The organism is Archangium sp., assembly GCF_036388035.1.
GTDB lineage: Bacteria > Myxococcota > Myxococcia > Myxococcales > Myxococcaceae > Archangium.
Genome location: NZ_DASVSO010000688.1, coordinates 1 through 19,489, shown reverse-complemented (window position 1 = coordinate 19,489; position 19,489 = coordinate 1). Strand labels below are relative to the sequence as shown.

Annotated in this window: 21 protein-coding genes and 1 pseudogene; 13 read left to right on the top strand and 9 right to left on the bottom strand. The window is 69.4% G+C overall.

The genetic code is table 11. From position 1 onward, the window contains the following. Together VF697_RS28190 and VF697_RS28185 are read right to left on the bottom strand one after the other, a co-directional pair. A pseudogene (locus VF697_RS28190) lies at positions 1–968 on the bottom strand (molecular chaperone DnaJ); the annotation flags it as partial. Positions 969–1,001: 33 nt separating this feature from the next. Next, positions 1,002–1,508: a tRNA (cytidine(34)-2'-O)-methyltransferase gene (locus tag VF697_RS28185; RefSeq protein ID WP_331099826.1), complete on the bottom strand. Its 507-nt coding sequence runs from the start codon at positions 1,506–1,508 to the stop codon at positions 1,002–1,004. A gap of 18 nt (positions 1,509–1,526) precedes the next feature. On the opposite strand from VF697_RS28185, the gene VF697_RS28180 reads away from it, so the two are divergent. After that, entirely contained in the window at positions 1,527–1,883 is a 357-nt protein-coding gene (locus VF697_RS28180; protein WP_331099825.1) for a DUF192 domain-containing protein, read from the top strand. 124 nt (positions 1,884–2,007) lie between these two features. Beyond that, positions 2,008–2,772 (top strand): Stp1/IreP family PP2C-type Ser/Thr phosphatase, encoded by a 765-nt coding sequence (locus VF697_RS28175; protein ID WP_331099824.1) that lies wholly within the window; start codon positions 2,008–2,010, stop codon positions 2,770–2,772. A 60-nt stretch (positions 2,773–2,832) separates the two neighbouring features. Here the strand turns inward: VF697_RS28175 and VF697_RS28170 are convergent, their stop codons facing one another. Both VF697_RS28170 and VF697_RS28165 read right to left on the bottom strand, forming a co-directional pair. Beyond that, positions 2,833–3,861, bottom strand: a complete 1,029-nt coding sequence (locus VF697_RS28170; RefSeq protein WP_331099823.1) for a nucleotidyltransferase family protein — start codon at positions 3,859–3,861, stop codon at positions 2,833–2,835. A gap of 22 nt (positions 3,862–3,883) precedes the next feature. Then, positions 3,884–4,921 carry an aminoglycoside phosphotransferase family protein gene (locus tag VF697_RS28165; protein ID WP_331099822.1) on the bottom strand — a complete coding sequence of 346 codons (1,038 nt, stop codon included), beginning with the start codon at positions 4,919–4,921 and terminating at the stop codon, positions 3,884–3,886. A 299-nt stretch (positions 4,922–5,220) separates the two neighbouring features. On the opposite strand from VF697_RS28165, the gene VF697_RS28160 reads away from it, so the two are divergent. The 5 genes from VF697_RS28160 to VF697_RS28140 all read left to right on the top strand — a co-directional run bounded on the left by VF697_RS28160 (position 5,221) and on the right by VF697_RS28140 (position 10,521). Further along, positions 5,221–6,585: a pyridoxal-phosphate dependent enzyme gene (locus VF697_RS28160; RefSeq protein WP_331099821.1), complete on the top strand. Its 1,365-nt coding sequence runs from the start codon at positions 5,221–5,223 to the stop codon at positions 6,583–6,585. 123 nt (positions 6,586–6,708) lie between these two features. Continuing rightward, positions 6,709–6,936, top strand: coding sequence for a hypothetical protein (locus VF697_RS28155; RefSeq protein WP_331099827.1), 228 nt, complete (start codon positions 6,709–6,711; stop codon positions 6,934–6,936). Positions 6,937–7,009: 73 nt separating this feature from the next. Further along, a complete protein-coding gene (locus VF697_RS28150) occupies positions 7,010–8,587 on the top strand; it encodes a DUF4403 family protein (RefSeq protein ID WP_331099820.1) in 1,578 nt (525 codons plus the stop codon). Positions 8,588–8,602: 15 nt separating this feature from the next. Next, positions 8,603–10,051: a DUF2380 domain-containing protein gene (locus VF697_RS28145; protein ID WP_331099819.1), complete on the top strand. Its 1,449-nt coding sequence runs from the start codon at positions 8,603–8,605 to the stop codon at positions 10,049–10,051. Continuing rightward, entirely contained in the window at positions 10,051–10,521 is a 471-nt protein-coding gene (locus VF697_RS28140; RefSeq protein ID WP_331099818.1) for an NUDIX hydrolase, read from the top strand. The genes VF697_RS28145 and VF697_RS28140 overlap by 1 nt, the downstream gene beginning before the upstream one ends. A gap of 87 nt (positions 10,522–10,608) precedes the next feature. Here the strand turns inward: VF697_RS28140 and VF697_RS28135 are convergent, their stop codons facing one another. Continuing rightward, positions 10,609–11,751, bottom strand: coding sequence for a cystathionine gamma-synthase (locus VF697_RS28135; protein WP_331099817.1), 1,143 nt, complete (start codon positions 11,749–11,751; stop codon positions 10,609–10,611). Positions 11,752–11,885: 134 nt separating this feature from the next. Here VF697_RS28135 and VF697_RS28130 point away from each other — a divergent pair, with 134 nt between their 5' ends. Then, positions 11,886–12,863: a class I SAM-dependent methyltransferase gene (locus tag VF697_RS28130; protein WP_331099816.1), complete on the top strand. Its 978-nt coding sequence runs from the start codon at positions 11,886–11,888 to the stop codon at positions 12,861–12,863. 9 nt (positions 12,864–12,872) lie between these two features. Here VF697_RS28130 and VF697_RS28125 read toward each other — a convergent pair whose 3' ends face one another. Next, the gene (locus VF697_RS28125) at positions 12,873–13,703 is read right to left on the bottom strand and encodes a hypothetical protein (protein ID WP_331099815.1); all 831 of its coding nucleotides are present in this window, start codon (positions 13,701–13,703) and stop codon (positions 12,873–12,875) included. A 263-nt stretch (positions 13,704–13,966) separates the two neighbouring features. On the opposite strand from VF697_RS28125, the gene VF697_RS28120 reads away from it, so the two are divergent. Beyond that, a complete protein-coding gene (locus VF697_RS28120; protein WP_331099814.1) occupies positions 13,967–14,689 on the top strand; it encodes a hypothetical protein in 723 nt (240 codons plus the stop codon). Positions 14,690–14,707: 18 nt separating this feature from the next. On the opposite strand, the gene VF697_RS28115 is transcribed toward VF697_RS28120, so the two are convergent. The 3 genes from VF697_RS28115 to VF697_RS28105 are packed head-to-tail and all read right to left on the bottom strand — an operon-like array spanning position 14,708 to position 16,383. Continuing rightward, complete coding sequence (locus VF697_RS28115; RefSeq protein ID WP_331099813.1) at positions 14,708–15,247, bottom strand: FxsA family protein; 540 nt, start codon at positions 15,245–15,247, stop codon at positions 14,708–14,710. Between the two features lie 9 nt (positions 15,248–15,256). Then, positions 15,257–15,961 (bottom strand): DUF1499 domain-containing protein, encoded by a 705-nt coding sequence (locus VF697_RS28110; protein WP_331099812.1) that lies wholly within the window; start codon positions 15,959–15,961, stop codon positions 15,257–15,259. A 41-nt stretch (positions 15,962–16,002) separates the two neighbouring features. Continuing rightward, the gene (locus VF697_RS28105) at positions 16,003–16,383 is read right to left on the bottom strand and encodes a hypothetical protein (RefSeq protein ID WP_331099811.1); all 381 of its coding nucleotides are present in this window, start codon (positions 16,381–16,383) and stop codon (positions 16,003–16,005) included. 165 nt (positions 16,384–16,548) lie between these two features. Here VF697_RS28105 and VF697_RS28100 point away from each other — a divergent pair, with 165 nt between their 5' ends. From VF697_RS28100 to VF697_RS28085, 4 genes are all read left to right on the top strand, one after another. Next, positions 16,549–17,841, top strand: coding sequence for a class I SAM-dependent rRNA methyltransferase (locus VF697_RS28100; protein ID WP_331099810.1), 1,293 nt, complete (start codon positions 16,549–16,551; stop codon positions 17,839–17,841). An 18-nt stretch (positions 17,842–17,859) separates the two neighbouring features. Then, positions 17,860–18,345, top strand: a complete 486-nt coding sequence (locus VF697_RS28095) for a YkgJ family cysteine cluster protein (RefSeq protein ID WP_331099809.1) — start codon at positions 17,860–17,862, stop codon at positions 18,343–18,345. Between the two features lie 2 nt (positions 18,346–18,347). Continuing rightward, positions 18,348–18,731, top strand: coding sequence for a hypothetical protein (locus VF697_RS28090; RefSeq protein ID WP_331099808.1), 384 nt, complete (start codon positions 18,348–18,350; stop codon positions 18,729–18,731). Continuing rightward, the coding region (locus VF697_RS28085) for a glycerate kinase (protein WP_331099807.1) at positions 18,728–19,489 on the top strand (762 nt) is incomplete at its 3' end. The genes VF697_RS28090 and VF697_RS28085, both read left to right, overlap by 4 nt.

Genomic DNA, 19,489 nt, shown 5'->3' with positions numbered 1-19,489 from the left:
CGCGCCTCTTCCGCGAGTCGAGCCACTTCCGCGAGCCGGGCCTCCTCTTCAGCCCTGCGCCGTGCCTCTTCGGCGAGGCGCGCCTCCTCCGCAAGGCGCGCTTCCTCAGCGAGACGAGCCTCCTCCTCTGCCCGGCGTCGTGCCTCTTCCGCCAGGCGGGCTTCTTCGGCCAGTCGCGCCTCTTCCGCGAGCCGAGCCTCCTCGGCCAGTCGGGCCTCCTCCTCTGCCCGTCGCCGCGCCTCTTCTTCCGCCCGTCGCCGCGCCTCTTCTTCCGCCCGGCGCCGTGCCTCTTCTTCCGCCTGACGCCGAGCCTCCTCGGCCCGCCGCGCCCGCTCGCGAGCCTCCCACGCCTCGATGCTCAGCGACTCGACGAGCCCCTCGCGCTCGAGGAGGTGGAGAAGCACCTCCTGGGCGGGCGCCAGCACCTCCAAGCGCTGGAAGTCCCCCAGCGTCTCGAGGAAAGCCGTCTCTTCCTTCCCCGTCACCCAGGGGACGCACGCCGCCACGTCCGCGCAGCGGTACATGCGCGCCACGGGGGCATCGGCGCGCGCGGGCTCGAGGGCGGCGCGGACGACGCGAGTGCCAGCGATGGGGCGGAACATCTCCTCCACCCCACCCTCCTCGAACGCGGCGCGCTCGGCGAGTGCGCTCAACCGCCGCACCTGGGCGAGCACCTGCTGCTCCGCCACCACCTCGCGTGCCAGCCCGAGGTCCTCTAGCAAATCCTCATCCGGCGCCCCAGCGCTGTCGCGGGCCCACAGCGCGTCCAGCAACTCCGCCTGGATGCGTCCGGCCTGCAGCAGGGCCTGCACGGGCGTCTGGAACCCGAAGCCAATCCGGGTCCCCACCAGGTCTCCACCCCGCAGGAAGAGGAGCGATTCACGCCCTCCGACATGCAGGGTGAGCCGGCCGGTGGCGCGGGACTTGTGGGCGGAGTACAGCGTTTCGGCGACCTGCGAGGGGGGCATGCGGGCCCCAGTGTAGCCCCTCCGCCCCTCCCCTCAACTCGTCGGCGTGCCCGCCCGCCCGGCCGCCTCGCCCAGCTGCACCTGCCGCAGGGCCTCGTAGGTGGCGATCCCCACCGCGGTGGAGAGGTTGAGGCTGCGGCGCTCGGAGAGCATGGGGATGGTGACGGGGGTCCCCGAGCCCCCGGCCAGGACGTCCGAGGGCAGCCCCTGGGTCTCCGAGCCAAAAACCAGGTGGTCTCCCTCCTCGAAGCGGGCGGCATACAGGGATGTTTCAGCGCGGGCGGAGAACATCCAACGCCTGGCCGAGGGCCACTCGGCCAGGTAGGCGTCGTAGTCCGGGTAGAGCTTCAGGAAGACCTTGTCCCAGTAGTCCAGGCCGGCGCGCTTGAGGTCGCGGTCGGCGATGGAGAAGCCCAGGGGCTCCACGAGGATGAGCCGGCAGCCGGTGACGGCGCACAGCCGGGCGACGTTGCCGGTGTTGGGGGGAATCTGGGGGGAGACGAGGACGAGGTGGAAGGGGCGCGCCAGGGGCTGGAGCATTGGGGTAGAACGCGCGACATGCGCCTGAGGGTGAACAACGTGACGCGGGACCGCCTGCTGGCGGACCGCGCCGAGCGGGCCACGAGCTTCGTGGACCGATTCGTGGGGCTGATGGGCCGGCGCTCGCTGGCCTTTGGCGAGGGAATGCACATCGAGCCCTGCAACTCCATCCATACCTTCTTCATGCGCATTCCGCTCGACGTGGCCTTCCTCGATCCGGAGGGCGTCATCGTCAAGCAGTTCTCGGCCCTGCCGCCCTGGAGGGCCACCACGGTGTACTTCCGGGCCAGATCGGTGCTGGAGCTGCCCGCCGGGACGCTCCAGGCGAGCGGCACCCAGGAAGGGGACCGGCTGGCGTTCGAGCCGGTCGCTTGACCCCCAACGGGCCGTGAGGGGATCAACCTTCCGGCCTTCTGGGGTTTTGACCCCCCTCCGGGCGCTTTGTTAACCTACCTGTCCGTCCACGGCACATCCTGGACCCGTTGGAGACTCGCCGAGCATGCGCATCGAGGTTGCTGGCCACACCCACGTTGGGATGAAGCGGAACCACAATGAGGACAACTACCTCATTCTGCCCGACCAGAACCTGTGCTGTGTCGCCGATGGGATGGGCGGCCACTCGTCGGGGGAGATCGCCTCGAAGATCGCCGTGGACGAGCTGGCCGAGTTCTTCCGGATGACGGCGAGCGACGAGGACGCGACCTGGCCATTCAAGATGGACAAGACGCGCAACTACGACGAGAACCGGCTGGCCACGGGCATCAAGCTGGCCAACAAGAGCATCTTCGACAAGGCCTGCAGCGAGGTGAAGTACAAGGGGATGGGGACGACGATCGTCTCCCTGCACTTCACCAACGACACGGCGTACGTGGGGCACGTGGGCGACAGCCGCGTGTACTTCTTCCGCCAGGGCGTGCTCAAGCAGGTCACCGAGGACCACTCGCTGCTCAACGACTACCTCAAGGCGAAGAAGCTCACGCCGGAGGAGATCGAGAACTTCCCGCACAAGAACGTCATCGTCCGCGCGCTGGGGATGAAGGAGCTGGTGCAGGTGGACGTGGCGAAGGTGGAGGCGCAGGAGGGTGACGTCTTCCTGCTGTGCTCGGACGGGCTGTCGGGCATGGTGACGGACCCGCAGATGCAGGAGCTGCTGGCGAAGACGTCGGAGCTGGACAAGGCCTGCTCGCAGCTCATCGATCTGGCGAACGCGGCGGGCGGCAACGACAACGTCACCTGCGTGCTGGCGCGCTACCACGCCGACTGAGCCTCGCCGCTGTTCTCCCCCTCGGGTTCAACCCGAGGGGAACCCCCACGGAGCCTCGGACTACCCGTGGAGCGGGGCGGGCACCCGGTGGTGGCCCCAGGCCATGACGTCCACCAGTTCCTCGCCGGGAGCGATCTCGGTGCCCTCGAGCACGGCGCAGCGCTCCAGCCGAGCCCCCGCGCCCACCCGCACCTGAGCACCCACGGACACCGAGGCGCCCACGCGCACCCCGTCCGCCAGGGAGCACCCCGCGTCGAAGTGCGCCGGACCCGTCACCTGGGCACTCCCGAGGCGCGCCGTGGGATGCACCCACGCGTTCCCCTGCCCCCGAGGCGCGGCGGCGAAGGGCGAATCCGCCCCCAGCCCGTCCAGCGGCACCTGCCCGGAGAGCACGTCGCGCACCGTGGACAGGTAGCGCGAGGGCATGCCCAGGTCGGACCAGTACGCGCGCACCACCTCGCCGCGCACCGTGAGGCCCGCCTCCATCATCCGCACGTAGACGTCGCGGTTGATGTCCTCGGGGCCCTCGGGCGTCATGAAGTCGAAGACGCGCGGGGAGATGACGTGCACGCCCGTGAAGTGCCAGGGGGTGAGCCCCTCGCCACCGGGCCCGAAGCGGGCGATGCGGCGCACACGGCGCTCCGCGTCCATCTCCACCGCGGCGTACTTCTCGCTCTCGGGCATGGGCATGAGCACCATGGTGGCCGCCGCGCCCGAGGCCCGGTGTGCCTCCACCACGGGGCGCAGGTCCACCGGGAAGAGGATGTCGCCGTTGAAGACGATGAAGTCATCGCCCACGAGGAAGTCCCGCAGGCCGCGGATGCCGCCGCCGGTGCCCTGGATGACGGGCTCATGCACCACATGGAGCGGCAGGCCCGCCCGGGCGCACTCGGCCCGAGCGGTGGACGCCATCACGTCCGGCAGGTGGTGGGTGTTGATGCCCACCCCCTGCACCCCGGCGGCCCGCAGCACCGCCAGGTGGTAGCGGAAGAGGGGCTGCCCGAGGAACGGCATCGCCGGCTTGGGCCAGCGCTCGGTGAACGGACGCAGGCGCGTACCCAGCCCCGCGCAGAGGACCATCGCCTTCATGTGCGACCCCTCCCCTCTCCTGTCAGCCCAGCTCGGGGACGTACTTCGCCACCAGCTTCTGCAGCCCGCTCATCTCCGGCCGACGCTTGAAGGCGTCGCGCACGTAGCGCAGCGAGGCCGGGATGGACACCAGGAAGCCCGGGTTGCCCTTCACGCGGTTGATGAACTCGAAGCGCCCCGCGTCCTTCAGCTTGCGCTGGATGGTGAGCAGGTCGAAGAAAGCCTTGAAGGACTTCGCGTCGATGCGCTCGCCCGTCACCTCGCCGAAGGTGGCGATGTAGCGGTCGAGCATGGTGTCCACGAAGTCCCGATCCAGCTCCACGTAGCTGTCGCGCAGCAGGGCCACCAGGTCGTACTGGCGCGGACCCTGGAGGGCGTCCTGGAAGTCGATGACCACCAGCTCGCCGTCCTTCACCATGATGTTGCGGCTCTGGTAGTCGCGGTGGGTGAAGCCACGCGGCGCGGCGGCGAGCTGCTTCGCGATGTCGCGGAAGGTGCGGTCCAGCTCGGCGCGCTCGGCGTCGGTGGGCTTCTTGCCGCTCCACGCCTCGAGGCCCCACTCGCGGAAGTGGTGGAGCTCCCAGTCGTACAGGTCCTCGTCGAAGGCGCGGGTGAAGGCGAGGCAGTCCGCGTCGGGCTGACGCTCGGCCTGGGCGCGCAGGCGGGCCAGCAGGTCCACCGCGCGGGTGTAGAGGGCCTGGTTGTTCTTGCCGCCCTCCAGCGCCGCCTCGAAGGTGAGGTCGCTCAGGTCCTCGAGCACCATCATCCCCGCCGGCTCGTCATAGCGGAGGATGCGCGGCACGCGCACGCCCAGCTTCTCGAGGTAGCGGTGGACGTTGACGAAGGGCAGCTCCTTGGGCGGCTCCCCCTTGGAGGCCTCCTCGCTCTTCTTCGAGGCCTCGGGGGGCATCACCATGACCACCCAGCTCTCGGGGGCGTTGCCCACGCGGTAGTAGGAGCGGTTGCTCGCGTCGCCCTTGAGCTTCTTGATGGGGGCCTGGGGCACGGGGCGGCCAACGGCCTTCCCCACCTGGTCGCGCAGCGCGGCCTCGAGTTCCATAGGTGAACGTTTCTCCCTGGGTAATGAGAGGAAGGCGCGAATATGGGAGTGCCGAGGGGGCCGGGTCAAAGCTCCTGTGCGGGGCGTTTCACGACTGGTCGTATCCCCGACATGCCGGGCCAGGGCCCGGGTGGCTGACCGCTGCACGGGCCTCACGGGCCTTGCCGCGCTGTGTCGGAAGCACTCGGAGCGCGAGCCTGTTGCACTGAGATGGGGGACAGGCAGCCGGCCGAGGTCGACCGGCACCATCAGGGCAGTTATAAGGGCCGCAGATTTCTCCTCCCTCACGAGAGCTTCCGATGGAAATCCACGACACGATTCTTTCAGCGATCGGCCACACGCCGCTGGTCAAGCTCAACCGCCTGGTTGGCCCCAATGACGCCACCGTGCTGGTCAAGTGCGAGTTCATGAACCCCGGCGCGTCCATCAAGGACCGCATGGCCCTCTACATCATCGAGAAGGCCGAGAAGGACGGGAAGCTCAAGCCCGGCGGCACCATCGTGGAGAACACGAGCGGCAACACGGGCATGGGCGTGGCGCTGGCCGCGGCGGTGAAGGGCTACAAGTGCATCTTCACCATGCCGGACAAGATGTCGCTGGAGAAGATCAACCGCCTCAAGGCGCTGGGCGCGCAGGTGGTGGTGACGCCGACGAACGTGCCGGCCGAGGATCCGCGCAGCTACTACGAGACGGCCAAGCGCATCCACCGGGAGACCCCGGGCGCGTTCATGCTCAACCAGTACCACAACCCGGACAACATCGAGGCCCACTACAAGCTGACGGGTCCGGAGATCTACGAGCAGACGGAGGGCAAGTTCGACTACTTCGTGTCGGGCCTGGGCACCGGCGGCACGATGAGCGGCGCGGGCAAGTTCCTCAAGGAGAAGATTCCGGGCCTGAAGAACGTGGGCGTGGACCCGGAGGGCTCGGTGTACGAGGGCTACTTCAAGACGGGCAAGCTGACCGAGCCGCACGTGTACAAGGTCGAGGGCATCGGCGAGGACATGCTGTGCGGTGCCATGGACTTCAAGGTGGTGGACGACGTGCGCCAGGTGGATGACCGCCAGAGCTTCGTGGCGGCGCGGCGGCTGGCGCGCGAGGAGGGCATCTTCGCGGGTGGCTCGGCGGGCGCGGCGGTGCACGTGGCGGTGCAGCTGGCCAAGGAGGTCGGCAAGGGGAAGACGATCGTCGTCGTCCTGCCCGACACCGGCATGAGCTACATCAGCAAGTTCCACTCGGACGAGTGGATGCGCGACAACGGCTTCCTGGAGGAGAAGGGCGCGGGCGTGGTGCGCGACCTGCTCAACGGCAAGCGCGAGGTCATCACCGCGCGCAAGGGCCAGCGGGTGGACCAGGTGGTGGAGACGATGCGCAACCGCGGCATCAGCCAGATGCCGGTGCTGAGCGAGGAGGGTCGCGCGGTGGGGATGATCCACGAGTACGACCTGCTCAACGCGCTGGTGGCGAGCAAGGTGAAGTTCGCGGACACCATCGACAGCATCACGGCGCCGCTGCAGGGCGTCGTCTCTCCGGAGACGAGCCTCAACCGGCTGCGTGAGGTATTCAACCAGGACAAGGTCGCGGTGGTGAAGGAGGGCGAGAAGGTCCTCGCCATCGTGACGAAGATCGATCTGATCGAGCACATGCACCGCACCACGGCGTAACCGAATCTCCGGAACAGGAGTGGAAGCAGGGCCCCGGACGCCAGCAGGTGTCGCGGGGCCTTGTTCTTGGCCCCCTGTGGCGCGGCTTGCCGCTCCCGCGGAGTCGGGTACAAGGTGAAGCGGATGGATGACGTGGACGTGAACGATGTCGCCGTGAAGGAGGCGGTGCAGCGGGCCTGTGTGGACGTGGGGCTACCCCTCGCCTATCGGTCGGCGGTGAGCCAGATGCTGCGGACGCCTCTCTCGGAGTGGCCTGCCTGCTGTGGCGAGGGCTGCTTCCCCTGCCAGCAGTCCCTGGCGGACGCGGTGCATCGCACGCTGGAGTTGCTCGGTCGTCCCCCTCCGAGGTAGCCCGGCCGGGGTGGAGCGAGGCGGCCTCGGGTTGGGGTATGCTCCACGCCCGCACCCGCGGTGCCTCCTTCCCATGCCTCCTTCGCGTCTCCGCTCGCTTCCCGCGCTCCTCGCGTCCCTCACCCTGCTGTCCTGCGCCGGTCCTCGCATCGAGTCGCAGAACCTCCAGCCGCCCCCGCCCGCGGCCAATGGGGGTCGCCCGGTGTCGGATCCGCCTCCCTCGCGCATCGTCATCCACGCCACCATCTTCCGGGAGGCCCTCACCAAGAAGATGGCCGAGAGCCTGCCCCGCTCGGGCGAGGGCGATGCCCAGCTCTTCGCCGGGCAGACGCTCCACTACACCTGGCAGCGCGAGCCGGTGTCGCTCAAGTTCGACCGCGGCCGCGTCGTGGTCGGCGTCAAGGTCAACGGCCGCTTCAACATGATGGGCGAGCGCGAGATGCCCATCGCCATCACCATCGCCGGCGAGCCCGTGATGACCGCGGACTTCAAGGCGCTCCTGCAGTCCACCGACGTGCAGGTGGTGGCCTCCGGCCCCGTGGAGTCCGTCAACCGCAGCATCGAGGCCAAGCTGCGCGAGCTCATCAGCCATACGCTCGACACGTTCCGCTTCGACGTGCGCCCGCTGGTGGCCACCGCCTTCGCCCGCCTCGCGCGCCCCATCGAGATTCCCGTGGGCGGCGACCAGGTGGCCTGCGCCGAGCTGAAGGTGACCAACCTGGAGGCCGCTCCCACCGTGCTCGCCGACGGGATGGAGAAGGACCTCGGCATCGTCGTGATGCCCTCGGTGACGCTGCCCTGCACCCCGGTGGACAGCCTCGCCGCCGCCCCCGCGATCCATGACGGCGGCACCCAGCCCTCCGATGCGGGCCCGCAGACGGCCAACACCCAGTTCGCCAGCTACACCCCGGGCCCGAGCGTCGCTCCGGGCACGGATGGCGGGACGCCGGGCACCGACGTCGGCACCCAGCTCGCCAGCACGGGGACCCTCGCGGGCACCGATGACGGCTCCCCGGGCCTGGACGCGGGCACTCCGGCCACGCAGGTGGCGATGCCGCTGCTGCAGAACGTCTCCACCCTGCCCTCCGGCCCCTTCAAGGTGACCATCCCCGTGGCCGCCCGCTACGAAGAGCTCTCCAAGGCGCTCGAGGCCTCCATGAAGGGACGCCTCTTCTTCTCCGCGTCCAACCCCGAGCTCTACATGGAGAACCCCCAAGTCTACCCGTCGGATGACACGGTGGTCATCAAGATGAACCTGGGGGGCAAGGCCAAGGTGGGCGACTACGCCATCCCCGTGGGCGGCGAGCTCTACTTCGCCGGCCATCCCCACGTGCTCGACAACCAGCTCTCCGTGCCCGACCTCGAAATCACCCCGGGCACCGCCAGCGAGCTGGTGAAGCTCAAGTTCGCCCTGGACTACCAGTCCATCCGAGACCAGGCCCGGCAGGCGCTCCGCGTGGACGTCTCCGAGCGGCTGGCGGCGGTGAAGGACAAACTGTCCACCGAGCTGTCCTTCTCCGAGGACCTGGGCTGCGTGCGCGGCCAGGTGCTGCGCACCGAGGTGACGGGCGTCTACCCCCACCCGACCTTCCTGCGCATCTACGTGCAGGTGGACGCCCAGGTGGGGCTCTACCTGCCCTGCAAGAAGTAGCGCCTCGCCGCGCCAATGCGCACGGACTCGCCACGGGCCCGGTGGGCGGGGCTGGTGCTCGCCATGGCCCTGCTGTCCACCGGCTGCGTGTCGCTGACGCCATCACCCGGCCGGGGGATGCACCTGCGCTACATGCCGCGCGAGGCCGCCGCGCCCATGAGCGTGGCGGGAGCTGCTGGGGACGCAGTCCCCCGTAACGCCGCGGAGCCCGCGCGGCAGAGCCCCATGGTGGCCCACCTCGCGCTTCTCGGTGCCGTTGGTGACGTATCCCGCTCCACCCGACGCATCTCCGGCGAGCTCTCCAGACTCAAGGACAGCAAGGTCGGCATCTCCGGCCGACACGCCGACCTGTTTGTTCCCCTCGTGGATCATGGCGAACGTCAATTGCGATGGATTGACGCCGAGCTCGCCGCTGCCACCCGGCTGTCCAACACGGCCTCGGAGGTAGATGACCCGGACATGGCGCTCGCCCTCCTGCGCCTCAGTGGCCCACGGCTCGAGGCCGCCATGTTGGGCTCCCTCCTGATCGCCGTATGGCTCGACTTCCTCAACCTCGCCGACGTCGTGCTCGCGCAGTGCCCCTACTACAGCGTGGAGCGGCTGTTCAGGAAGATGCGCCAGTTGCAGGAGATGATGGAGCCCGCCATGACAGCCTTCTCCTCGCTGGAGCCAGGGCAGGTCGAAGCAGCGGCGGCCGACCTCCCCGTGCTGATGGGCCACTTCACTGGTGAATTCGCCGCGACCCGGGAGGCCGTGCGCGTAGCGGCGCGGCAGTTCGAGAAGGCGCTGGTGGTGAAGGAGCTCATCGAGATGCTCACCACGGCCTCGGCGATGAAGATGGCACTGCCCCGGCTGCTACCGCCAGCCGCTCCCGCCACGCTCGGCGTGGGCCTCGTGGTGGGCTCCAATGGCGTGATGATGAGCACGCGGATTGTCGTCACCGCCGAGTGGGTGGAGATGATGCGCCGGCTCGTGCAGGCGGGCGTCATCTCGCTTCCCGCCGTCAACGCCGCTGTCCGGATTCACGCTGGCCAGGTGCTGATGTCCGACTCGAACCAGGACCTGCCTCGGGGCGTGCGCGATGCGCTCGGCGACGGGCCCGAGGTGCGTGGCATGCGAGTAACGGGCAGAGCGGGAGCTGGCATGGCCGAGCCACCGCAGCACCACGTCCTGCCGCGCGAGTTCCGCGAGTGGTTCGAGAAGCGAGGCTTCACCGACGAGATGAGCATCGACCAGTTCTGCGTCAGAATGGAGCAGGCAAAACATGAGGCGCTCCATGGTGGTGGCAACTGGCGCCTGGGCCGCACATGGCCCGGTGAATGGAACCAGATGATCATGGAAACGCTGCGCGATGCCGAGACCAGGGCTGGCCGGATGTTGACGCCAACCGAGATCCTGGACACAGTCGGATTTCATATGAGGCGCAACAAAATCCCGATGCACTTCACCCCTTGGAGAAGGTGATGAGCGAGGACCGTTCATGGGAGGGCAGCTGGAAGGTCCGCCTGTATGAACGGGTCCGCGAGCGTGGTTACTCTTCGCTCACCGCATTCGCCGAGGCACGCCCCACCGCCTCGCTGGTGGAGCTGGCCGAGGAGCTTGGCGAGGACGACGTCAACGCAGTACAGGTGTTTAGCGGGCTGGTGGCCGAGGCGGAGCGAAACCATCAGCTCACACGCTTGGTGCGTGGGCAGCTCGTGCGCGAACTGTCCGAAGGTCTCCCAAATGGCTGGCCAGCCGTGATGGACGACGCAAACCGTTTCAAGGTTGCCAGGACGCTCGGCTTGTGGACTGCCTATACCCCCGAAACCCATAAGGAACGCGTCGATCGGGTTAGCGATGCGCTCCTCGCCACGCCGCCGCCGCCTGGCTGGCGCCCGCTGGGTCCCGACGACGAGTTGCTGCGCACGCTCCTGCCCGACGAGGAAGTCTGAGCTTCCCCTCCCGCGCGAAAAGACAGAGGGCCTCCGCTCCAGCACTTCGGAGCGAGAGGCCCTCGGTGTTTCAGGCAATGGAGCGGCTCAGGCCACCTTCAACGCCTGCTCGAGGTCGTCGACGAGGTCCTGCGCGTCCTCGATGCCCACCGACAGGCGGATGAAGCCGTCGGAGATGCCCAGCATCTCGCGCGTCTCCTTGGGCACCGAGGCGTGCGTCATGATGGCCGGGTGCTCGATGAGGGACTCGACGCCACCGAGCGACTCGGCGCAGGCGAACACCTTCACCGTCTTGAGGAACGTGCGCGCCGACTCCAGGCCGCCCTTGATGTCGAAGGTCACCATGCCGCCGAAGCCCTTCATCTGCTTGCGGGCCAGCGCGTGCTGCGGGTGGCTCTCCAGGCCCGGGTAGGTGACCTTCGCCACCTTCGGGTGCGTGGCGAGGTACTGGGCCACCTTCATCGCGTTCTGCGCGTGGCGCTCCATGCGCACGTGCAGCGTCTTCACGCCGCGCAGCACGAGGAAGCTGTCCATGGGACCAGGTACGCCGCCCACCGCGTTCTGCAGGAAGTACATCTTCTGGGCCAGCTCCTCGTTGCTGGTGCAGACGAAGCCGCCCACCACGTCGCTGTGGCCGTTGATGTACTTGGTGGTGGAGTGCGTCACCACGTCGAAGCCCAGGTCCATCGGGCGCTGGAAGTACGGGCTCATGAAGGTGTTGTCGCACACCGAGAGGATGCCGCGCTTCTTCGCCATCTCCGCGATGCGCGGCAGGTCGATGAGCTTGAGCATCGGGTTGGTGGGCGACTCCACCCAGACCATCTTCGTCTTCGGGGTGATGGCCTTCTCGAAGTTCTCCGCCTTGGAGAGGTCCACCCAGGAGAAGTTGAGGCCGTGGCGCTTGAAGACCTTGTCGAAGATGCGGAAGGTGCCGCCGTAGACGTCATCGGAGACGACGATGTGGTCCCCCGCCTCGAACATGTGCATCAGCATGTCCGTGCCGGCCAGTCCCGAGGCGAAGGCCAGGCCGTACTTCGCCCCCTCGAGGGCCGCCAGACAGTCCTGGAGCGCGTTGCGGGTGGGGTTCTGCGTCCGGCTGTACTCGTAGCCCTTGTGCTCCCCGGGGCCCGCCTGGACGTAGGTCGAGGTCATGTAGACCGGCGTCATGATGGCGCCGGTGGTCGGATCCGGCTCCTGGCCGGCATGGATGGCGAGGGTGTCGAAGCGCATGGCCGGGGGCCTATCACACTCCCCCGCCCCCTGGGAGTGGTGGACGCGCCCCTCCCCCCTTCCGGAACGCTTGCCGGACGGCGGGGACTCGGAGAAGAGGGAGCCGAGGTTGTACGGGAGAGGACAGGGCAGCCATGACGACAACGGACCAGGGCGCGGTGGGGATGTTCGAGAACCGCCTGCGCAAGAACGCACGGCACTTGCGCAAGTGGGCCAAGGCGCGCGGGCTGACCGCCTTCCGCGTGTATGACCGGGACGTCCCCGAGTACTCCTACGCGGTGGACCTCTACGGGGACCGGGTGCACCTGGTGGAGTACCCCCGCCGGCGGGCCCTGAAGAGCCTGGAGGAGCAGCGAGCGGAGGTGCTCGCGGCGGTGACGGCGGTGCTGGAGGTGCCCCCGGAGCACATCTCCGTGAAGACGCACCTGCCCCAGCCCTGGGGCCGCTCCCAGTACGGCCGGGTGGGCCAGGGCAGCGAGCGCCTCGTGGTGGAGGAGCAGGGGCTGAAGTTCTGGGTGAACCTCGGCGACTACCTGGACACCGGCCTCTTCATGGACCACCGGCAGACGCGCGCCCGGGTGCGCGAGGAGGTGAAGGGCAAGAGCTTCCTCAACCTCTTCTGCTACACGGGCGCCTTCACCGTGTACGCCGCCGCGGGCGGGGCCTCGCGCACCCTCAGCGTGGACCTCTCCAACACCTACCTCGACTGGGCCGAGGAGAACCTCGCACTCAACGGGCTGTCGGACCCGCGCCACACCCTGCTGCGCGCGGATGCCCTCGCCTGGGTGCTGGCCCAGGGCAAGGCGCCCGAGGAGCGCTTCGACCTCATCGTGTGCGATCCGCCCTCCTTCTCCACCTCGAAGAAGATGCAGGGCTCCTTCAACGTGCAGAGGGATCACGTACGGATGCTGGAGTCCCTCCGGGAGCTGCTCACCCCCGGCGGCGTCCTCTACTTCTCCACCAACTTCCTCGGCTTCGAGCTGAAGGACTCGGCCGTGCGCGACTACGAGGGGGTGGAGGAGCTCACGCCCGACTCCATCCCCGAGGACTTCCAGCGCAAGGAGATCCACCGCTGCTGGCGCATGGTGGCGCCTCGCGCCGCACGCCGCTGAGCCGCGCGCTCAGATACTGCAGGCACCTTCCACGCAGCGCTCGCCGGAGGGGCAGTCGCAGTTGACGATGCAGGCCTTGCCGCTGGCCGGCGTGGTCGACGGCATGCAGTAGCCGACCTTGCAGGTGGAGCCGGAGGCGCACGTGGTGCTGGAGGTGCAAGGGGCGCGGCACGAGCCGTCCACGCAGTCATTGCCCGTGGCGCACTGGGCGGAGGTGGTGCACGCGGGCGTCGGGCGCGGGCGGCACAGGCCGCTCGAGCACATCTCCGAGGAGGAGCACTGGCTGTCCGAGCCGCAGCCGCGGACGCAGGCGCCGTTGATGCAGTAGTTGCCCGTGCCGCAGTCGGCGTTGCGCGCGCAGGTGCTCGGAGTGCCCGCGTCGGCCGGAGGAGGAGGCGGCGGGGGCGGCGTCCCGGCGTCCGACGGGCTCGGAGACGGGCAGGTGGTGCCACCGTCTGGTCGCGGCGTGCCGGCGTCCGGCTTCGTCCCACCGTCCGTCGGCGGCGGCGTGCCGGCATCCGTGGTGCTCCGCTTCGTGCGGCAGTAGTAGCCGTCGCAGTAGTAGCCGGAGGAGCAGTCCCTGTCGCCATGGCACGAGCGGCTGCACAGCCCGTTGACGCACAGGTCGCCGGAGGCGCAGTCCCTGCCCGTGGTACAGGACTTCGAGTCCACGGGGACGTCCTGACACGTCCCGCGCGCGCAGTGCTGGTTGACGTGGCAGTCGGAGGCCTCGGAGCACGAGTGGTAGTCGTTCTCGCACCAGTCACCGTGACCACCGCCGTAGTCACTGATGATGCATCCAGAGACGAGGCCCACGACGAGCGCGAGCAGAGGGGTCACGAGAGATGCCCTGCGGGGCAAAAGGTTCAGCATGAGGGGACTCCGTGAGGCCGCCGGCCACTGGCCTCGGGGGTTCGCGTCGCTTCGACGCGGGGGACCGGGAAATTGATCGCTGAATTTCCCGAAGCACCTGGGACCCGAGGGCTACGATGGATTCTGGACGCCCGGGGATTCCCCTCTGTCGTTCACCTGGAAGTCCCTTTGCTCAGTTCCGGTCTCTCCAGCGAGCTGAAGGGCTTCCGCGCCCGTGGTAGACCCGGGCCATGCTCTCCACCTTCTCCGTCCTCGCCCTGCTGCTCGCCGCGGATGGGGGGACCCCCGCCCCGAAGGAGTCCCCCAAGGCCTCTCCGGTCGAGGTCACCGCGCTCGCGGTGGACGTGGACTTCGTCTGCCGCGTCCGGTCCACCCAGAGCCTCATCCTCACCCCGAAGGCCCAGGGTCAACTCCAGGTGCCCGAGAGTTGTCCCGACGCCGGGGCCGATTGGCGCCTCACCGTCGACTGCACCGCCGAGCGCTGCTCGGGCTACATCCGCACCAAGGCGGGCGCCATCGCCCTCATCCAGGGCACTCGCAAGCAGCTCGAGGTGAAGCCCCTCGCCGAGGAGCACCCGCCCACGCTGGACCAGGTGCAGGTGAGCATCACCGGCCAGCACCTGCTGACGCTGGAGAAACCCGAGGCCCACCAGCCTCCGACGCAGCTCCTCTTGCAGCTCCCCAGCGTCACCGGCGTCTACACCCTCGCCTCGTCGGAGCCGATGGACGTGGTCTTCGAGCACCGGGGCAAGCGCCTCGTGCTGCGCGCCCAGCTCTCCCGGAGCGACGACGGCGAGCACGTCCACGTCCAGCTCTGGAACGCCCAGCGCGAGCCGCTCCTCGACGAGACGCTGAAGCTGGATGAGTCCCGAGAGCTCGACTGCCAGCGCCTCGCCAACATCTGCGAGGGCAAGCTGAAGGTGCTGGTGCGGGAGAACCAGCGCGTCCTCTGAGGCACCGGCCGCCCCTGACTACCCTCGTCCAGGTCCGTCCTTCCCGGGCAGCCCGGTACCCGGCTCGTCCCCCGGCTCGCCATCAATACGCCGCAGCGAGGGACGACTGCCCACAGGCTCGTCCCGAGCGGGCGGTCCGAAAGGGCCCCCGGGAAACGGACCCGTGCGGAAGGTGGTGACGCGCAGCGTGCCCGCCGCCATGCGGCGCTCGAGCCTCCGCCGCACCAGCGCGGCCACCACCTTGCGCGTCGGAGGGAAGAGCAGCATCAGCCCCACGATGTCGGTGAGGACGCCCGGCGCCACCAGCAGTACCCCGCCCACCAGGACGAGCAACCCTCCCAGCAGGCCCTCCTCGGGCATGCGGCCCTGGGCGATCGACTCCTGCCACTGGCGGAACACGCGCACGCCCTCCTTCCTGGCCAGCAGGGAGCCCACCAGCCCCGTGACGAGCACCATGCCGACCGTGGGCCAGAAGCCGACTTCCCGGCCGAGCGCCAACAGGAGGTACAGCTCGATGAAGGGGACGACCGTGAACGCGAGGAAGAGGTACTTGAACACCCCTCCAACCTAACGCCCCGCGCCCCCCAGCGCCTGGAGGAACGCGTGCATGCGCGCGGCGTTGGCGCCCAGGTCTCCCCGGCCCACCCGCGACTTCGAGCGCATGTCCACCTTCGTTCCCCCACCCTCCTCCGGCCGCACCCGCACCACGAAGTCGTCCCGGAAGCGGAAGACGCGGCTCTCCGCCACCCCCTCCAGAATGCGCGCCCGCGGATCCACGTGCGTCACCGTCCACCCGGGGTGCGCCCGCGCCAGCGTGACGGCCCGCTCGAAGACCGCGTCCGGGGGCTCGGCCAGCTTCAAGGACTTCAGGTCCGCGTAGAAGTGCGTCATCACGGGCTTGAAGTCCTCGGGGTAGCTCAGGTCCCTCCCGGCGTTCTCCGGCAGCGTCCGCGCATGGGTGAAGGCGGGCACGTCCTGGAGGTCCGTGCTGATGTCGTTGATGGGAGGCTTGCCCCCGCCCGCGAAGGCCGGCGTCAGCACCCCCCCCAACGCCAGGAGCCCGAGCGCCACCGCCGTGATGCCGGGAGCCACCTTGCCCCGGACCGCGGAGATGATGCCCGCGACGATGCCCACCAGGCCCACCAGCCCCGCGAGGCTGAAGAGGAGCATGGCCTGCATCCCGGGGAGCACCCGGAGGAAGGCCAGCAGCGGCCCGAGGACCCACAGCACCAGCGCGACGAGCGAGATCCGCAACGACCAGGAGCGAAGCATGCGCGAGGCATGCGTCACTGGCGCCGCGAAATCCAGCCTTTTCAGCCTCTGAGATTGCCGCCGATCCAGTCCATCACCAGGTACAGCAGCACGAAGAAGCCGAGGACGCCCAGGACGAACTTCGTCGTCGGCTGGAAACCCTCGCTCTCGGTGGCGGTGCTGCTCGGCAGGGCCTCGACCATTCCGAGCGTCTGCCCCGCGTAGCGCGCGGCGCGCTCGTACTGCTCCGCCACCGGGCCGTCGTCCCGGCCCGAGAGCGCCCGCCCGAGCTGCGGATCAAAGACGCGGACCTCTGCCTCCTTGGCCACCTCGGACACCTCGATGACCACCTCGCGCACGAGATCGGTCTGGTCCCACAGGGGCACGCGCACCTCGGTGGCCACCCACTGGCCCCCCTCGCGCAGGGGGTGGAGTTCCACCACGCCGTTCTCGAGCTGCCAGGTTCGCCCACCGCTCGGCAGCGCTTTCGCCCCCCGAGCTTCCAGGAGGGCATCGACCCGGGCGCTGTCGAAAGGCGTCCCGGGGACCATGGATTGAAGGAGCAGGTCGTATCTCACGCGGGTTGGAAGTATACGCCAGCACCAGCCATGCCCAAGCCCACCACCCCAGGTCCCCGTCGCGATCGCCGTCCCGGAGCGCCCCCCGGCCGCAAGCCCTTCCCTCAGCGCCCCGAGAAGCCCGCCCCGGACCGGACCACCCCGGACATCGCTCCGGACGGGCTGCCCCAGGTCTCGCTCGTCCGCCGAGGCGTCGACCGCTGGCAGGCCGGCCACCCGTGGATCTACCGCGCCGACCTCAACGGCGACCCCGCCCTCGAAGGGGGCGAGGTGGTGCGCGTGACGGATGGGCGCGGCTGGTTCCTGGGCAAGGCCTTCTATTCGAAGCAGTCCAAGATCTCCCTGCGCTGGCTGTCCTACGAGGACGTGGCGGTGGACACGGACTTCTTCCGCCAGCGGCTGGCCCTGGCGGACGCGATGCGTCGGCGGGCCCTGCCGGGCGAGACCACCTACCGCGTGGTCCACGGCGAGGCGGACCTGCTGCCCGGCCTCGTGGTGGATCGCTATGGCGACTGCCTGAGCGTGCAGTTCCTCGTGCCGGGCACCGAGCAGCGCAAGCAGATGTTCCTGGACCTGCTGGTGGAGCTGTTCAAGCCGCGCGCCATCGTCAACCGCTCGGACGTGGGCGTGCGCGCGCTGGAGGGGCTGCCCCAGGAGAAGGGCCTGCTGTACGGTACCCTGCCCGGGCCGGTGACCTATGACGAGGGCCTGGTGCGCGTGCGCGCGGACCTGCTCGAGGGCCAGAAGACGGGCGCGTTCCTGGACCAGCGGGAGAACCACGTGGTGGCGTCCCAGTACGCCTTCGGCGAGGCGCTGGACTGCTTCTCGTACGTGGGCGGCTTCGCGCTGCAGCTCGCCACGCGGGCCGAGAAGGTCACCGCGGTGGAGATCTCCGACGCGGCGGCGGCGACGCTCCGCGAGAACGCGGCGGCCAACAAGCTGACCAACGTGGACGTGGTGGTGGCCAACGCCTTCGACTACCTGCGCGACGCGGTGGACGAGGGCCGGCGCTTCGACACCATCGTGTTGGATCCGCCCTCGTTCGCGAAGAACAAGGACGCCATCGAGGGAGCGCTGCGCGGGTACAAGGAGATCAACCTGCGCGCCATCCAGCTCCTGCGGCCGGGCGGCTACCTCATCTCCGCGAGCTGCACCTACCACATCGACGAGCAGGGCTTCGAGGACATGCTGGCCTCGGCGGCGGCGGACGCGAAGCGGCGGGTGCAGATCATCGAGAAGCGCGGGGCGGGCAAGGACCACCCGGTGCTGCTCAACCTGCGCGAGACGCGCTACCTGAAGTGCTTCGTGCTCCGCGTGCTGTAGGCGCGAGCCGCTGACTCCATGCGCCCTCCGGACTGGGACGACACCGACGACGAGGCCCCCTCGGCCACGGGTGCGCGCGAGGAGGCGCGTGCCCTCCAGGAGCTGCGGGCCATCTACCGGCAGGCGGATGCGGCGTATGCGCCCTTCTCGTGCCCGGCGAGCGGGGAGTGCTGCCAGCTCGCCAAGACGAAGCGTCAGCCCTGGCTGTGGTACCCCGAGTGGCTGCTGCTCGCGCGGAACCACCCCCTGCCACCCCCTCGGGAGGACGGTGGCTGTCCCTACCTGGACACGGCGGGAAAGCGCTGCACCGTGTACGCGGAGCGTCCATTCGGCTGCCGCACCTTCTTCTGTGAGCGCATCCGGGGCCCGGCCCGCCAGCCCGGGGACACGGTGAATGCCCTGCTGGTACGCTTGGAGCGCGTCTCGCAACGCCTCCTGCCTTCCTTGACCGGGCCTCGGCCCATCCTCGAGTGGCACGCGGAGGCCTCTGAGCCCGAGGAGTAGCCATGAGTCCCAAGCGGTGGTGCGGTGTCGTGGGGGTGACCGTCCTCCTCCAGCTGGGCTGCGCCGGCGGTGGGGCCATGGGGAGTGCGGCCATCAATGCCGCGTTCAACACGGGCGTCGCGCTCGGGGCCGCCGCGGTCTCGCGCTCCCAGGGTGGCTGTTATGCCTCGTGCCCCGTGGGGACCACGTGCAACAAGGACACGGGGTACTGCGACCCCCTCCCCTGCCGTGGCGAGTGCGACCCCTTCGAGGAGTGCATCGAGGAGAAGTTCGTCTACCGCTGCGTCGCGCGGAGCCCGGACACCGGGAAGATCATCGTCAATCCCCCCCCGAAGCCCTCGGAGCAGCCCCCCTCGGAGCAGAAGCCGGCAGAGCCCAAGCCGTGAGCCGCTGGCTCGTCGCGCCCCAGGAGTTCAAGGGGACCCTCACCTCCACCGAGGCCGCCGCCGCCCTGGCCCAGGGGCTGCGCCAGGGCGCACCCGACGTGGAACTGGACGTGGCACCGCTCGCGGACGGTGGGCCGGGCACGGTGGACGCGCTGCTCGCGGGCGTGGGGGGCGAGCGGGTGACGCGCACCGTGCAGGGGCCGCTCAGCACGCCCGTGCGGGCCACCTATGGCCTGCTGGACTCGGGACGCACGGCCGTCATCGAGATGGCCGCGGCCTCCGGGCTGTCCCTGCTCACGCCCCACGAGCGCGACCCGCGACGCGCCTCCACCTTCGGCACCGGAGAGCTGATGCGCGCGGCCCTGGACGCCGGGTGCGAACGGCTCATCCTCGGGCTCGGCGGCAGCGCCACCAACGACGGCGGGACGGGGGCGCTCGCGGCACTCGGGTTCCGGTTCCTCGATGCGCATGGAGTGCCCCTTCCTCCCGGCGGGGCCGCGCTGAAACGGCTCGCGCGGGTGGACGCGAGCGGACGGCATCCGCGACTCTCCGAGGTAGAGCTGCTCGTGGCCTCGGATGTCACCGCGCCGCTGCTGGGCCCGGATGGGGCCTCGCGCCTCTTCGGACCCCAGAAGGGAGCGGACGCGGCGACCGTGGCCGAGCTGGAGTCGGCCCTGGCCCACCTCGCCGAGGTCGTCTCGCCCGAGCACGCCCACAGGCCCGGCGCGGGCGCGGCGGGAGGCTTCGGCTACGGGCTC